The organism is Caballeronia mineralivorans PML1(12) (assembly GCF_001028175.1).
GTDB classification, from domain to species: domain Bacteria; phylum Pseudomonadota; class Gammaproteobacteria; order Burkholderiales; family Burkholderiaceae; genus Caballeronia; species Caballeronia mineralivorans.
Genome location: NZ_AEJF01000199.1, coordinates 19046 through 32801 on the forward strand (window position 1 = coordinate 19046; position 13756 = coordinate 32801).

Sequence of the window (13756 nt, forward strand, 5' to 3'; positions counted from 1 at the left end):
TATATGAATAAGTTAATTATTTCGGAATGCAAAATAAAAATCGCAAATCGAATCAGGTGGTCTCGAGCAGCCAGTACCTGACGCAGAGCGATCTACGCGCGATGTCGACCTATCTGCTCGGCGATGCGCCTTTGCCGCCCACGCCCGTGCGACCCGGTCCCGTCGACGCCGCGCAATTGGCTGCAGGCAGGACAAGTTATGTCGCTGTGCGCGCGGGGTGTCATGGACGTGAGGGGGAAGGCAAGCCGCACGTGGCGGTATCGATGCAAGGGAACTCGACACTGCGCCAGGCCGATCCGCACCACCTGATCGTCGCGATGTTCGATGGTGTCGACGCGGCCGAGTTTGCCGGAACGGAGAGCATGCAGGCGATGCCGGGATTCGCCGCCACGCTCAGCGACGACGAACTCGCACACCTCGCCAATTACCTGCGCGCGGGCTGGGGTGGCCAGCCGGGTGATGTAACGGCGGCCAACGTCAAGGCGTTGCGCTAGGCCGCGCGGTTTTCAAGGACAAGCGCCACCGCGTCTTCAAACGGTAGCGCCTTTCGCCGCCATTTGCCGCTGCAACTCCGGCCAGATTTTCGCGACCGCTTCCTCGCCGGCGAGGATCGCCGCGTTGCGCTGGCCGAAGTCGCTGCCGCTCATGGCGGCCAAGTTCGGGCGGATGACGAAGTCGGCGTATTTATCGAGTTCGTAAGCCTTGATGGTCTGGCCCATGATCGTGAAGGTTTGCATCAGGACGTCGAACGAGCTTTGCGTCAATGCCGTCTCGGGGCGCGCCGAAATATCCACCGCGATCACAAAATCCGCGCCCATCTTGCGTGCGAACGCCGCGGGCACCGGGCTTACCAGACCGCCATCCACGTATTCATGGCCGCCGATCTTCACCGGCTCGAAGATGGACGGCACGCTGCATGATGCGCGCACGGCAATGCCCGTATTGCCGCGCTGAAACAGAATCGGCTGGCCGGTTTTCAGATCCGTCGCGACAATACCGAGCGGCTTCGCCATCTTCTCGATCGGCCGGTTATCGAGTGTCTTGTTCAGGAAATTCTGCAGCGCGACGCCTTGCAGGAAACCGCGCGTGCGGAATGGCATGGCCCAGTCGCTGATAGACGCTTCGTCCATGGTCAGAGCGAGCTTGTTGATGGCGATACCGCTCATCCCCGACGCCGACAACGCCGCGATCACCGATCCCGCGCTCGTGCCGCTCAACAGGTCCACCTTCAGGTTGCGCGCTTCGAGCGCCTTGATCACGCCGACGTGTGCAAACCCCCGCGCCGCGCCGCCGCCCAACGCCAGGCCGATGCGAACGGGGCGCTGGGGGATGTTTTCCGTGGGCGTGGGCGGCGCTGGTGGCGTGACGGCGGTCGTAGAGGTGCTCGTCGTGGTGCAGGCGGTGAGCACCGCCGATGCGCAGCCAAGAGAAAACGCGCGCCGCGAAATGCGAGGAGTGCTAGGTGCGCGAGGCAGCGATGAAGGCGAGGGCGGCGATGATTTCAAGAAGTTCTCCTGCGAGGCAGCGGGGACCGGCGTGGAGAGTTGTTCAAGCCACTCGGTTAAGCCATCCAGTAACGGCGCACATGATAAAACATGACGACCCCCGAAAGCAGGGCAAAAGCGCCCGGCGGGTATAATTCCTACTCGTTTTGACCGCTTGCAGCGTTTGTCGAAAAGACGCGCGCAAGCCGGTCCCCGATGTATCGCCTGCCTGGCTCCTCCCGTGCCGGCACGCGCATTTGAGCTATCGAGCACACCGCACATGACCCAAGTCCGTACCCGTTTCGCTCCGAGCCCAACAGGCTTCATCCACCTCGGCAACATTCGCTCCGCGCTTTATCCGTGGGCGTTCGCGCGCAAGATGAAGGGCGTTTTCGTGTTGCGCATCGAGGACACCGACCTGGAGCGCTCGACCGACGCGTCCGTCGACGCCATCCTCGAAGGCATGGAATGGCTCGGCCTCGACTACGACGAAGGTCCGATCTATCAAATGCAGCGCATGGACCGCTATCGTGAAGTGCTGAAGCAGATGCTCGACCAAGGCCTGGCCTACCACTGCTATATGTCGACGGAAGAACTCGACGCATTGCGTGAACGCCAGCGCGCGGCCAACGAAAAGCCGCGCTACGACGGCACGTGGCGCCCGGAAGAGGGTAAGGTGCTGCCGCCCATTCCCGAAGGCGTCTCGCCCGTGATTCGCTTTCGCAATCCCATCGGCGGTGTGGTGAGCTGGGATGACGCGGTGAAGGGCACGATCGAAATCTCGAACGACGAACTCGACGACCTCGTGATCGCGCGCCCGGACGGCACGCCGACGTATAACTTCTGCGTGGTTGTCGACGATCTCGACATGAAGATCACCCACGTGATTCGCGGCGACGACCACGTGAACAACACGCCGCGCCAGATCAACATCCTGCGTGCGCTGGGCGGCGAGGTTCCGGTGTACGCTCACTTGCCGACCGTGCTCAACGAGCAGGGCGAGAAGATGAGCAAGCGCCACGGCGCCATGAGCGTGATGGGTTATCGCGACAGCGGTTATTTGCCGGAAGCGGTCCTGAACTATCTGGCGCGGCTCGGCTGGTCGCATGGCGACGCGGAAATCTTCTCCCGCGAACAATTTGTCGAATGGTTCGACCTGGACCATCTGGGCAAGTCGCCGGCGCAATACGATCCGGACCGCCTGAACTGGTTGAACGCGCATTACATCAAGGAAGCTGACAACGCCCGGCTCGAGACGCTCACAAAGCCCTTTCTGGCCGAACTGGGTATCGACGCCGCCATGATCGAGCAGGGGCCGCCGCTCGAGCTCGTGATTGGATTGCTGAAGGACCGTGCATCGACGGTAAAAGAGATCGCCGACAACGCCGCCATGTTCTATCAGGAACCCGTGATCGATCCCGCTGCGCTCGCGCAACATGTCACCGAAGCCGTGCGTCCCGCGCTCGCTGACTTGCGGCTGGCACTGAGCGAAGTGGAATGGAGCAAGGAAGCGATCTCGGCTGCGTTCAAGGCCACGTTGACGAGCCACAAGCTCAAGATGCCGCACCTCGCCATGCCGGTGCGCCTCTTGGTGGCGGGTACTACGCACACGCCTTCTATCGACGCGGTGCTGATGTTGTTCGGACGCGAAACGGTGCTGGCGCGGCTCGAGAAAGGCATCGCCTGAACGGGTGCGAGCGGACGGCAGGAACGTGGCGTACGACATCGGCAGCAACGGTGTCCGATTTGCGCCCCAAGTTCGCACCCCAAGGACGAACTATTTTCAGACGCTGGGCTAAAAGGTATTTACAACTTCAAAAGTGCCCTTTAGAATCTCGTTTCTGTTCTGCAAGGGGGTATAGCTCAGCTGGGAGAGCGCTTGCATGGCATGCAAGAGGTCAGCGGTTCGATCCCGCTTACCTCCACCACTTAGTGGGCCGCAGACAGCCAAAGAAGTCCGAAAAGCCTTGAGAAATCAAGGCTTTATCTTTTCTGCGATCGACGGAATTCCGGCCTGCTCCGGTAGGTTCCGCGATTTGCACGTACCCAAACTCGTACCCTAGACTGAATCGCGTTGATTTTCTGTTTTGGGGTACATCGTGGGACAGCTGACTGAATTGCAGATCCGGTCTGCCCGGCACCGTGACCGGGAATATTTCCTGGCTCTGGTGCAAATAGCTGGTGAGATCGAGACGTCTCCAATAAATGAGGATTTCCTATTTATTGAACACGCCATGACCAGCCTGTGGGTATACCAAACTGATTCCAGCACTTGACGAACTCCGGCGTAAAGCGCTTTACCCAACGCATGATCGTGGTGTGTGCCAGCGACAATCCCCGCTCGGCCATCATTTCGACCAGATCGCGCAGACTTAGCTTGTAGCGAAGGTACCAACGCACACACGGAACAATGATCTCCCGATCAAAATGCCGACCTTCGACACCCCCTCCAGAACTTTCCCCTTGCTCATCACCACCGGCCACCAGATTGATTGGATCGCTACTTTAACCAATCCAACGAGCTTATTTGCACCAGAACCGATGCTCGCGCGTTTCTTGCGCGATGGGGAGACCTGGACGCAGGCGATGGAGCGCTATCTTCCGCAGATTCCCGTTCGCCGCCTCGGTCAGCCGCAGGAGATCGCGGACACCATCGCCTGGATCGCAGCGGACGCGCCCGGTTTCATGACCGCGCAGGTGATCGCAGTAGACGGCGGACGGTCGCTCTGAGAGCGGTCTCATGCATCCTGAGGCACCGAGGGCGCCTCAGGATGCATTCAGCAATCCGCGATCACCGCGGCAGCCACTCGCCGCCGATCAGGAAGGGGAGAACGGTCATGAGGGAATCCTTTTGTCTCGTTCGTTATGGTAGTTAGTGGTCGCTTCGTCGTAAGCCTGAGCGGTACGCGCCAAGCCGCGATGACTTCGTTGCGTCCATGGTAGTCACCCGGCCCCGCGCGGACAAATGACAAAAGCGTCGCGTCAGGCGAACAAATTGTTGGGCTAAGCCTGCCAGACGTCCGAGGCGGAAGAATTGATGAGTAAAGTTGATCTCATCTTTCACTCCATCCACACACGCTTGGCAGTTGCGTCCGTGACCGGGCGCTTGCCCGGTACGAAGTTCACTACTGCTGCGATCACAGTAACGGCGAGTCCGAGCGTACACACGCCGTGCCATCCATGCGCTGCCCACACGAGCGTCGCTAGCCGGGACAGTCCCGCCCCGCCCGTAAAAAGCCCGAGGATATAGAGCGTTGTGACGCGGCTGCGAATCTCCGGCGCCAGGCGATAGATGATCGTTTGATTCGATACGTGTGACGCGGTGATTCCCAGGTCGAGTAAGAGGACGCCGACGATCAGTCCGGCGAGACTACCGCCCAGGAACGCGAATATGACCCAGGACAGCAACGCGATACTCGTTCCGAGCTTCACCGCAAACTCCGGCCCGCGTCGATCGGCGAGCTTGCCGAACAGAGGAGCGCCAAGCGCTCCGGCCAACCCGACTACACCGAACAGACCCGCCACGTAACTTGGCAGATGAAACTGCGGCGTCTCCAGATAGAACGCGAGGCTCGTCCAGAACGCGTTGAACGCGCCGAATAGCAGTCCTTGCGTCAGCGCTGCGAGGCGAAGCTTAGGCTCTTGCAGGAAGACGGTAACGAGCGAGCGAAGCAACTGGCCATAGCCGAGCCGAAGCGTCGGCCTGCTGGCGGGGACGTGACTCGCGAACAGGACGGCAACGATCAGCATGGCTGCGAGTGCGATCCAGTAGACCGCATTCCATGCGAGGTAGTACCCGGCATAACCGCTGACGGTTCGCGCCAGCAGAATGCCCGCGAAGAAGCCGCGGGCGAGGAAACCGGTAACATGCCCCCGGCTTTCGGGCGGCGACAGCTTCGCGGCGAACGGTGGCAACAAGTATGGCGCGATGGTGGTCAGTCCCATCAGGGTGCTGGACCAATAGAGCATGTTGGCGGTGCGCGAACTCGCCACTAGTGCGAGCGTCACAACATGCGCGCCGACCAGCAGGAGAATGAGTTTTCGATTGTCGACGATATCACCAAGCGGCATGAAGATCAGGACGCCCGCACCGATGCCGATCTGAGTCAGCATCGGCACGAGTCCGATTGCAGCGTCGGAAACGTGGAACGCGCGCCCGATGGCGGGCAGCAAGGGCTGCGCGTAATAAGCACTGCCTATTGAGATGCCGCACATGAGCGCAAGCAGAATGAGCGTCGCTTTCGCGAGGGGGCGCGTCGAGACATGGGAGCGAGTCATCGGGGTCTGCCAGGAAGGCCGGATATTGGCAGTACGGCGCGCATCATTGACACGAAGCGCGGCCGCACTGGACTAGTCTGCGAAATTGGTGCTGACGGTCAGCGCTTCCCAGCGATCAATCTCTTCGCTCAGACTTTCGAGTTTGTGGCGCACGAATCCCAACGCATCGGTCCCAAGCAGAAGATGGACTGGCGGCGTTTCCGTATCAGCGATCTGAACGATGGCGTCCGCAGCCCTCCTGGGGTCGCCCGCCTGCTTTCCACTGCGCTCGGCCCGCGCTTTGCGCAAAGGTCCGAACAGCGGCTCATAGTCCGCGATCGCGGCGTCGCTGCGTTTCATTGACCGTCCTGCCCAATCGGTGCGGAATGCGCCCGGCTCGACGGCCGTGACCTTGATACCAAACGCGGCCACTTCTTTCGCGAGGGTCTCGCTGATTCCTTCGAGCGCGAACTTGCTGCCGTGATAGGCTCCGAGTCCCGGGAAAGTGACGATACCGCCCATCGACGTGATATTGATGATGTGACCATGACGGCGCTCACGCATGAAGGGCAGCACTGCCTTCGTCATGGCAACCGCGCCGAACACGTTGACGTCGAACTGCGCACGAAAGTCGGCCATGGAGGTTTCTTCAATGGTTCCTTCGTGCCCATAACCCGCATTGTTGACAAGAACATCAACCGCGCCGACGTCGCGCTCGATGGCAGATACGACTCGCGTGACGTCGTCATCGCAAGTCACGTCGAGCAGGACACCGAGGGCACGTTCGGGATCGAGCTTTCCGAACTCGGCACGGGCCGCGCTCGTTCGCACGGTGCCGACAACGCGATCGCCACTCGACACGACTTTTTCTGCCAGAGCACGGCCGAATCCGCTGCTCACTCCACTGATCAACCAGGTACGCACGATGGTGCTCCTCAATGTAACCGGTGCGAACGGTAGTGTTCGCACCATGAGGAGGAGTCTGGCCGACGGACGGCATTCGGGCTAATTCGAAATACTTGAGGTTTCGATAACTGCCGCTAATCGACCGCTTTCCAGGTTCCGGTCATTTTCATTCGGCTACGTTCTTAACGGTACGGGCTTGTACGCGACGTGCTTCCTCGACCGCCAGTTCAATAAAATCCAGAATCAGTGCGTTGCGCTCGTCCGGTCGGGTAAACATTTTGACCGTCAGTGCATCGAATCCATCGATCGGGCGCCAGGTAAGCGACTGCGGGATCGCTGCGAACACGTACGTAGCGCCGAGCATGACGCCAAGACCTTGCTCGACAAGGGTCATGCCCACTTGCGATTGCATGGTTTCGTACACGATGTTCGGCCTGAAGCCCGCCCGGCTGCAGTGAGCGATGACCGAGTCGTAGAGCGGAACGTTCACCCCCCTGGCGGGGACAATCAAACGTTCGGCGGCGAGATCGTCCAACTGCAGACGGCCGAGGCCGGCGAGCCGATGCTCGCGACGCATCAATAGGGCCCAGCCCGATTCGAGCAAGGGTTGCGCGCGTACCGGAGCAATGCCCGGCATCGGCTCGATCGGCACACCGAAGCCGACGTCGATCTGATTGAGTGCCAGCGCCGCGACCTGTTGCACTGCGTTCATCTCGTGCCGGGCGATCGTCACATCGGGATACAGCGCCTGTAGCCGGATCAGCGCGGGCGGAACGAAGGGAAGGTTGGTGTATTCGACCAGTCCGACAGACAGCTTGAATTCACCGTGTTCGCCGGCTTTCCTGGCGGCTTTCAAAGCACTCTCGATTTGCTCGAAAACTTTTTCAATGCCGTCGCGCAAGGCTTCGCCCGAAGGAGTCAACGCCACGCCCCGCCGGTTGCGATCGAACAACTGCACGCCCACGAGTTCTTCGAGCTTCGCGACCTGCTGGCTGAGCGCCGGCTGTGTGACGAATGCGAGTTCGGCAGCCCGGCCGAAGTGCAACTCCTTGGCCAGAATCGAGAAATAGCGTAGCTGGCGCAGCTCAATTGCTCTCATAAGGGACTCTTATCGAAGGTTCAATGCGAACTAATTGGCCCACATCATCAGGCATGCCGATACTGAGCGACAGGAAGCACCTCATGCAACTCGGCATCGGGTGCAGTATCCGTTTCCATCGACCATATTATGCAGGGAGCCATTCGATCATGACATCCACCGCTTCAGCTTCAGCGGCATATCCTCCTCCTTATGATGGCCTTGATATGCAGGTTATTGGAGGTAGCCGGCGAGCCGGGCGTGGCGCGGGCGTCACCCGTGTGACCGATCCTTACACGGGCGAATTGCTGAACGAAATTGCGAATGCAAGTGTGGCTGATGTCGACGCTGCATTCAAGGCCGCGCACGCCGCGCAGGTTGAGTGGGGGACCCGTCCCCCAGGCGAGCGGGCTGGTCTGCTGCTTCGTGCCGCGACTATTCTCGAGGCGCGCAAAGAAGAGATCGTCGACTGGCTTATCCGCGAGTCCGGTAGCACTCGGATCAAGGCGAACCTCGAGTGGCAAGCTGTCCATTCCATGATGACCCAGTTCTCCGCGTTCCCGTATCAGGCAAAGGGCGAAATCTTGCCCTCGGATGTGCCGGATAAGGAACATCGTATCTATCGTCGTCCACTCGGCGTGGTCAGCGTCATTAGTCCCTGGAATTGGCCGCTGCATCTGACCAACCGCTCGATTGCGCCTGCGCTGGCGCTCGGCAACGCGGTGGTTGTGAAGCCGGCTGCGGAGACGCCAGTGACCGGAGGCTTGTTGCTTGCGCGGGTCTTCGAGGAAGCGGGCTTGCCTCCCGGCGTGCTTAACGTAGCGGTGGGCGATGCGAGCGAGATTGGAGATGCGTTTGTGACCCATCCACTTTCTCCATTTATTTCCTTTACGGGTTCGACGCCCGTTGGCCGCCGCATTGGTTCGTTGGCAATGACCGGTCCGACGCTCAAGCGCGTGGCGCTTGAGCTGGGCGGCAATGCGCCGCTGATCGTGTTGGCCGATGCCGATCTCGAACAGGCCATTAGCGCCGCCGTCGTGGGCAAGTTCCTGCACCAGGGTCAGGTATGCGTCAGCACGAACCGGATCATCGTTCACTCGGCGATACATGACGACTTTGTCGCGGGATATATCGAACGGGTCAAGGCGCTTAAGGCCGGCAATCCGGCCGACGCCGATACGGTCATCGGTCCGGTCATCAGCCGCAAGCGGCTCGACGCGCTGACGCGCATGATAGACGCTGCTATTGACGCGGGTGCGCATCGTGCGCTGGGTGGCCAAGCGTCGGGCCTTGTGTTGCCGCCTCACATTTTCACGAAGGTGCAAGTAGAGTCGTCGCTCGCGCGCGAGGAAATCTTTGGTCCGATTGCGCCAATCGTTTGTGTCGAAGACGATGAAGCGGCGATCCGGGCGGCAAATGCCACGGAGTTTGGCTTGTCCAGCGCGCTCTTCACACGCGACGTGGAACGCGGCGTGCGCGTCGCTCACCGAATCAATGCCGGGATGACCCATGTCAACGACATGAGCACCAACGATTATCCCAATACGCCGTTTGGCGGAGAGAAGAACTCGGGCCTTGGGCGTTTTGGCGGACAGTGGGTGATTGACGAAATGACGCGCACCCATTGGGTGTCGGTGCAGCATGCGCCACGTGCCTATCCGTTTTGAGGCGAGGACGCCCTTAACATCGGTTCATGAACTTCGCTGGTCCACTGCTCGGCAGTGGATCAGCGCATAGGAGAACCGCATGCCCGAGGACATTTCGGGGCTCTGTTCTGGCCAGTTCCGTATCGGTGGTAATAGGGAGGTCAACCGGCTCGGCTTTGGTGCCATGCGGATCGTCGGCAAATTTGTGGGGGGACCGCCGGCCCACCGGCCCACCCGCGCTCGGTGCGCGAGACGCTCGCGCGTCTGCCCCCTATTGGCGGGAATCTTTTCGAAACCGCCGACAGCTATGTTAACCCTGCGCGAGGCGTTGACGCAGCGGCGAATATTCAGCCGCCAGTCCCGTCAAAAAAACGAAGGAGGTGGTCAACAACGGCCCGTGGGCATTCTTCAGGCATGTAGTGACCGACGTGGTCGATCACGCCGCCGTGAACATTGCTTGCGACCTGCTGCATGGTTTTGAACAGGATTTCACCCACTCCCGCTTCTGCACCAAGAGCCAAGACAGGAACATCGAGCGGCTTTTCGGCTCGCGCCCGGTTCCTTGCGAGCCCCTCTACGCTGAATGCAGCCCGGTAAAATGCGAGCGCTGAACGCAACGCTCCCGGGGCTTCGTTTACGCGCACATATTCGTCCAGATCAGACGGTCCGATTGTCCACGTATTCACTGACTTCGCTTTGAACAACCACGTCAGGAAGGCTCGCTCGCGTCCCTGGATCAGGATTTCCGGCAAGTCGTCAAGCCGATTGAACGCGAAGTGCCAGGACCTCACGTTCGCCTCTGCCGAGGGGATGCCTGGCGCAGCGGGCGGAGTGATACCGGGAAGCGCCGCGTCGAGCACCGCCAGCCGCTTCACGTCCGTCGGCCAGTCTGACGCGTATGCGTAACTAATCCAAGTGCCGACGTCGTGACCTACTACATCTATCGGTCCCATCTCATTCAGCCCCAGCGTGCGCACGAAGTCGTGCACGTCTGCCGCGACCGACGTCATGTCGTATCCCGACGATGGGTGATCAGAATCGCCCATACCGCGCGGGTCTAACGCAATGACCCTACGGCCGGCAGCGACCAGTAACGGCATGATGTATCGCCAGGCATACCAGCTTTGCGGCCATCCCGGAATAAGCAGCACGGGGGCGCCGGAGCCTCCCTCTACATAGTGCAGGCGGACGCCTTTGACGGCCGCAGAGCCATCGCGGAAGATTTCCCGGAAGGACGCCGCTTCGAATCGTGCCGGAGTAAGCGCATCAGCGCTTGTGGTGCGCAGATATTCATTCATCGTTGATTCCTTCTTCAGAGCAGGAAGTAATTTGGATATGATCATATCCAAATTTGTCAAAAAATTAGGTAATGAGTTTCATCGCGCTGACGGCGAGCGTACGGGTCTTTGCGGCGGAGCGTCCGATCTTTCCCATCACACGCATACCTTGGGTAATGCACACAAGTAAAGGTGCGATGGATTTGGGCTCTACATCCGCGGGTATTGATCCATCCAGCCGTCCTTCTTGAATCAGATGCTCGAAGCGCTGTTCATATCGCCCGAGCGTTTGCGCTACTCGCGCGGCAATCTCCGGATCAACGCCCGCCAATTCAACGGCACTTCCGACGACGAGACAGCCTTGGCGCCCCTCGACTCCGTGGGAGAACTCGGCGTAGTGCGAAAGTATCGCCTGGATTTTGTCGCGTCCGGTGAGCATTGAGGCAAGCCGCTTTCCCAGCTTTTCCTGACGTACTGCCACGTATCGATCAAATGCACCCATGAAAATCGCGCGCTTGTCCGGAAACGCTTTGTAAAGGCTGCCCGCGGTCACCTGCATAGCGTGAGCGAGATCACTGATAGAAGTGCCGTTGTAGCCTTGGACGCTGAATATTTTGATCGCTCGATCTAACGCCTGTTCGAGATCAAATTCTCGGGGGCGGCCTGGGCCTCGTTCGGTACGATGCTGACGGGTTTCAGATTTCATGGTGTGCATTATAGGAAATGATCATTTCCAAATCAAGGGGTCAATTTCGTTTGATTCCGGATGCGGTGGTGGATCATGCACCGGTCGGGAATCGCTACAGTCGCTGCCGGACACGGAAACGTTGTGATCTGGCTGCGGTCACAGTACCTCCTGCGACGAAATTCGCCATCCCCATCGTCGACTAATCTTGCAGCGTGCCTTGAAATGCCCCGTCGGTCTCGTCATATAAGTCAGCAGGCGTACCCCGGTGGCAATACGTCTCGCCGTCGTGCGCCAGGCTGACTCTGGCGCGTGGTGCGCCCGAGTAGCCGCGGACCGAGGCACTTACCAAGCCGCTTGATCCGGGTCGTGACCGTTGTCTGCGGGATGTTCAGATCGTCGATGTCTGCGAGAAACTACTCTGCATCGGAGATGCACAAATGCCTGTACTTCTTGAAATAGGCCCATGCCGTGCCGCTCGGTGGGGTTAACAATTAAAGCAAATGGAATGGTGATGTAAAGATTTGGCGAATTATATTTTCGGGTAGATAGTTGATAATCACGCCTGTGCCCCAACGCCCCATGATCCCATGAGGGAGGCCACGACTGCCGTTGAAAATTCCGCTGTTGGGCTCGTGACTGGAGCTCCCTAATGTATCGACGCGACCGTTGCGCGACGCTCGAAGTCTGATGGGCCCGATACCATCGATCAGTTTGTCGAGATCAAGCATCTGACGCGGACGAAGGACTAGCTGACCGCTACTTGCGGTAACCGATCTCGAAGACGAATCTAGTCAATCTAAATGGGGATTGGGATCGAAGTGTCGGGGGTTAAGCCTTGACACTGCGATTCAAGCAATTTTTCTCCGCTGTCTGCCCGTTTGCGGTGCAACATCAGTTTGGCCCGGCAATGGTCGAAGCGGTGATCGCCTTGAGGCGGCAGGCTGAGCGGGTCGGTAGTGTAGGAAACATCGGACGGTGATAAATCCATGAAGATTTTGATTCTAGGTGCGACAGGTGTTGTCGGAAAAGCCGTACTCCAGAGAGCTTTAGGGGATACTCGTATCGGACAAGTCATTGCGCCGACGCGCCGTAGCCATTCCTGTCATCCCAAACTCAGTAATCCTGTCGCGCCTGACCTCAGTTCGTTACTGTCGGAAGCTGCCGATTGGGCGGTGGATGCGGTTATATGCGCGATGGGAACGACTATCAGAAAAGCTGGCTCCAAGGAGGCTTTTCGCTATGTCGACTATGTATTGCCGATCGCTTTCGCGAAACAAGCCTATCGGAAAGGAGCGGAGGCGTTCGCGCTGGTGTCCTCGCCTGGTGCTTCGTTATCCATACCATTGTTCTATTGCCGTACCAAAGGTGAGGTTGAGCGGGACATAAAAAGTATCGGATTTAAATCCGTCACGATTGTACGTCCGGGCATGATTGGCGGTGATCGGGAAGAGTTCCGGATCGCGGAGCGCATCGTGCTGCCAATCGCAACTTTTCTTCGCCCATTGCTACCGCGAGGGTTTCGTGTCAACCCTGCCTCCAATATTGCTGAGGCTCTTGTCGATGCGGTCATAACCCGGAAACCTGGTCCGCACATGGTTACCTCAAGGGATCTCGTGTGAAGGGCGCACATCAGAATCCTATATGGGCCACATGTCCGCGATAGAACTCATTTACGGCGTAGTACGTTGGGTCCTCCGCTCGGGCATGTCGTCAAGATGGCGCCGCCGCTAGCCGACCGGCGCACCGGCGCCCCTCGAAATGTCACGTTTCAAGGTCGCCGCTGTTTGTCCCGGTATTGTGGGCGCCCTGGCAACCTCGGTCCTCAAAGTGGCGATGTCGATAACGAATGCAACTGCAATCTCATTCATCATCGACATCCTTTCCCGGGCAGACTTCGTCCCTGCACCGACGGTGCAGCAACCACGCTGCCAAGGATGTGATCGCCGATGCCTCACTAAAGTGTCCATGGCGGCTGTGGATTGAACGCGGCGACAAGAAAGTCGATCATGACCCGGACCTTCGCCGGGGGTGCTCGATCTGGCGAGCGAACCAGGTGTATGCCGCCCAGATCTGCAGTGCTGGCGTCGAGTGCGACCCTCTCCAGTTCGCCTCGCCGGATTGCGTCGGCAACGATGAACTCGGGTTCGTAGAGGACCCCGAGACCGGCGACGGCAACTGCGACGAGGGCGTCGCCGTTATTGGCCAGCATGGTTCCCTTTACGGCAACGCGCTTGTCGCCTTCCTTGCCGAACCGCCATTCTTCGGGTCGTGAGATGTTGGAAAAGCAGACGCTCAGGCAATTGTGATCTCGCAAATCGGACCAGAGCCGGGGACGTCCGTGCTGTTCCCAGTAGCCGGGAGCCGCACAGACGATCATGGCGCTTTCGGTCAGCTTGCGGGAGACAAGACGGCTGTCCTTT

At 59.3% G+C, this 13756-nt stretch carries 11 protein-coding genes, 1 tRNA gene and 2 pseudogenes; 6 read left to right on the forward strand and 8 right to left on the reverse strand.

All coding sequences use genetic code 11. The features are described from left to right. Positions 1-65: 65 nt before the first annotated feature. Positions 66-494: pseudogene (locus EOS_RS33740) on the forward strand (c-type cytochrome); the annotation flags it as partial. Between the two features lie 36 nt (positions 495-530). Here the strand turns inward: EOS_RS33740 and EOS_RS33745 are convergent. Next, positions 531-1505 (reverse strand): patatin-like phospholipase family protein, encoded by a 975-nt coding sequence (locus EOS_RS33745; protein WP_200908733.1) that lies wholly within the window; start codon positions 1503-1505, stop codon positions 531-533. Positions 1506-1764: 259 nt separating this feature from the next. Here EOS_RS33745 and gltX point away from each other — a divergent pair, with 259 nt between their 5' ends. Together gltX and EOS_RS33755 are read left to right on the forward strand one after the other, a co-directional pair. Continuing rightward, positions 1765-3171: a glutamate--tRNA ligase gene (gltX, locus tag EOS_RS33750; protein WP_047896552.1), complete on the forward strand. Its 1407-nt coding sequence runs from the start codon at positions 1765-1767 to the stop codon at positions 3169-3171. Between the two features lie 165 nt (positions 3172-3336). Then, positions 3337-3412 (forward strand) — tRNA-Ala (locus EOS_RS33755). A gap of 355 nt (positions 3413-3767) precedes the next feature. Here EOS_RS33755 and EOS_RS45050 read toward each other — a convergent pair. Continuing rightward, positions 3768-3955 (reverse strand): annotated as a pseudogene (locus EOS_RS45050) (IS6 family transposase); the annotation flags it as partial. A gap of 115 nt (positions 3956-4070) precedes the next feature. On the opposite strand from EOS_RS45050, the gene EOS_RS49570 reads away from it, so the two are divergent. Continuing rightward, entirely contained in the window at positions 4071-4214 is a 144-nt protein-coding gene (locus EOS_RS49570) for an SDR family oxidoreductase (RefSeq protein WP_456151146.1), read from the forward strand. A 330-nt stretch (positions 4215-4544) separates the two neighbouring features. Here the strand turns inward: EOS_RS49570 and EOS_RS33765 are convergent, their stop codons facing one another. From EOS_RS33765 to EOS_RS33775, 3 genes are all read right to left on the reverse strand, one after another. After that, the gene (locus tag EOS_RS33765; protein ID WP_047896554.1) at positions 4545-5762 is read right to left on the reverse strand and encodes an MFS transporter; all 1218 of its coding nucleotides are present in this window, start codon (positions 5760-5762) and stop codon (positions 4545-4547) included. Positions 5763-5834: 72 nt separating this feature from the next. Beyond that, complete coding sequence (locus EOS_RS33770) at positions 5835-6713, reverse strand: oxidoreductase (protein ID WP_047896555.1); 879 nt, start codon at positions 6711-6713, stop codon at positions 5835-5837. A 100-nt stretch (positions 6714-6813) separates the two neighbouring features. Then, positions 6814-7746, reverse strand: coding sequence for a LysR substrate-binding domain-containing protein (locus EOS_RS33775; RefSeq protein WP_047896556.1), 933 nt, complete (start codon positions 7744-7746; stop codon positions 6814-6816). 206 nt (positions 7747-7952) lie between these two features. Here EOS_RS33775 and EOS_RS33780 point away from each other — a divergent pair, with 206 nt between their 5' ends. Further along, a complete protein-coding gene (locus EOS_RS33780; protein ID WP_047896557.1) occupies positions 7953-9392 on the forward strand; it encodes an aldehyde dehydrogenase family protein in 1440 nt (479 codons plus the stop codon). Positions 9393-9718: 326 nt separating this feature from the next. Here the strand turns inward: EOS_RS33780 and EOS_RS33785 are convergent, their stop codons facing one another. Together EOS_RS33785 and EOS_RS33790 are read right to left on the reverse strand one after the other, a co-directional pair. Then, a complete protein-coding gene (locus EOS_RS33785; RefSeq protein ID WP_235443041.1) occupies positions 9719-10714 on the reverse strand; it encodes an alpha/beta fold hydrolase in 996 nt (331 codons plus the stop codon). A 19-nt stretch (positions 10715-10733) separates the two neighbouring features. Further along, positions 10734-11354 (reverse strand): TetR/AcrR family transcriptional regulator, encoded by a 621-nt coding sequence (locus tag EOS_RS33790; protein WP_047896568.1) that lies wholly within the window; start codon positions 11352-11354, stop codon positions 10734-10736. A gap of 968 nt (positions 11355-12322) precedes the next feature. On the opposite strand from EOS_RS33790, the gene EOS_RS33795 reads away from it, so the two are divergent. Continuing rightward, complete coding sequence (locus EOS_RS33795) at positions 12323-12955, forward strand: NAD-dependent epimerase/dehydratase family protein (RefSeq protein WP_047896559.1); 633 nt, start codon at positions 12323-12325, stop codon at positions 12953-12955. A gap of 335 nt (positions 12956-13290) precedes the next feature. Here the strand turns inward: EOS_RS33795 and EOS_RS33800 are convergent. Continuing rightward, positions 13291-13756 (reverse strand): substrate binding domain-containing protein (locus EOS_RS33800; protein WP_047896569.1); only part of this gene is annotated, 466 nt, incomplete at its 5' end.

Bases quoted from the DNA above. Each gene is read 5' to 3' on its own strand.
- EOS_RS33780 (WP_047896557.1), top strand. From the start codon at position 7,953: ATGCAGGTTATTGGAGGTAGCCGGCGAGCCGGGCGTGGCGCGGGCGTC.
- EOS_RS33770 (WP_047896555.1), bottom strand. From the start codon at position 6,713: ATGGTGCGAACACTACCGTTCGCACCGGTTACATTGAGGAGCACCATC.
- EOS_RS49570 (WP_456151146.1), top strand. From the start codon at position 4,071: ATGGAGCGCTATCTTCCGCAGATTCCCGTTCGCCGCCTCGGTCAGCCG.
- EOS_RS33765 (WP_047896554.1), bottom strand. From the start codon at position 5,762: ATGACTCGCTCCCATGTCTCGACGCGCCCCCTCGCGAAAGCGACGCTC.
- EOS_RS33795 (WP_047896559.1), top strand. From the start codon at position 12,323: ATGAAGATTTTGATTCTAGGTGCGACAGGTGTTGTCGGAAAAGCCGTA.
- EOS_RS33790 (WP_047896568.1), bottom strand. From the start codon at position 11,354: ATGAAATCTGAAACCCGTCAGCATCGTACCGAACGAGGCCCAGGCCGC.
- EOS_RS33785 (WP_235443041.1), bottom strand. From the start codon at position 10,714: ATGATCATATCCAAATTACTTCCTGCTCTGAAGAAGGAATCAACGATG.
- gltX (WP_047896552.1), top strand. From the start codon at position 1,765: ATGACCCAAGTCCGTACCCGTTTCGCTCCGAGCCCAACAGGCTTCATC.
- EOS_RS33775 (WP_047896556.1), bottom strand. From the start codon at position 7,746: ATGAGAGCAATTGAGCTGCGCCAGCTACGCTATTTCTCGATTCTGGCC.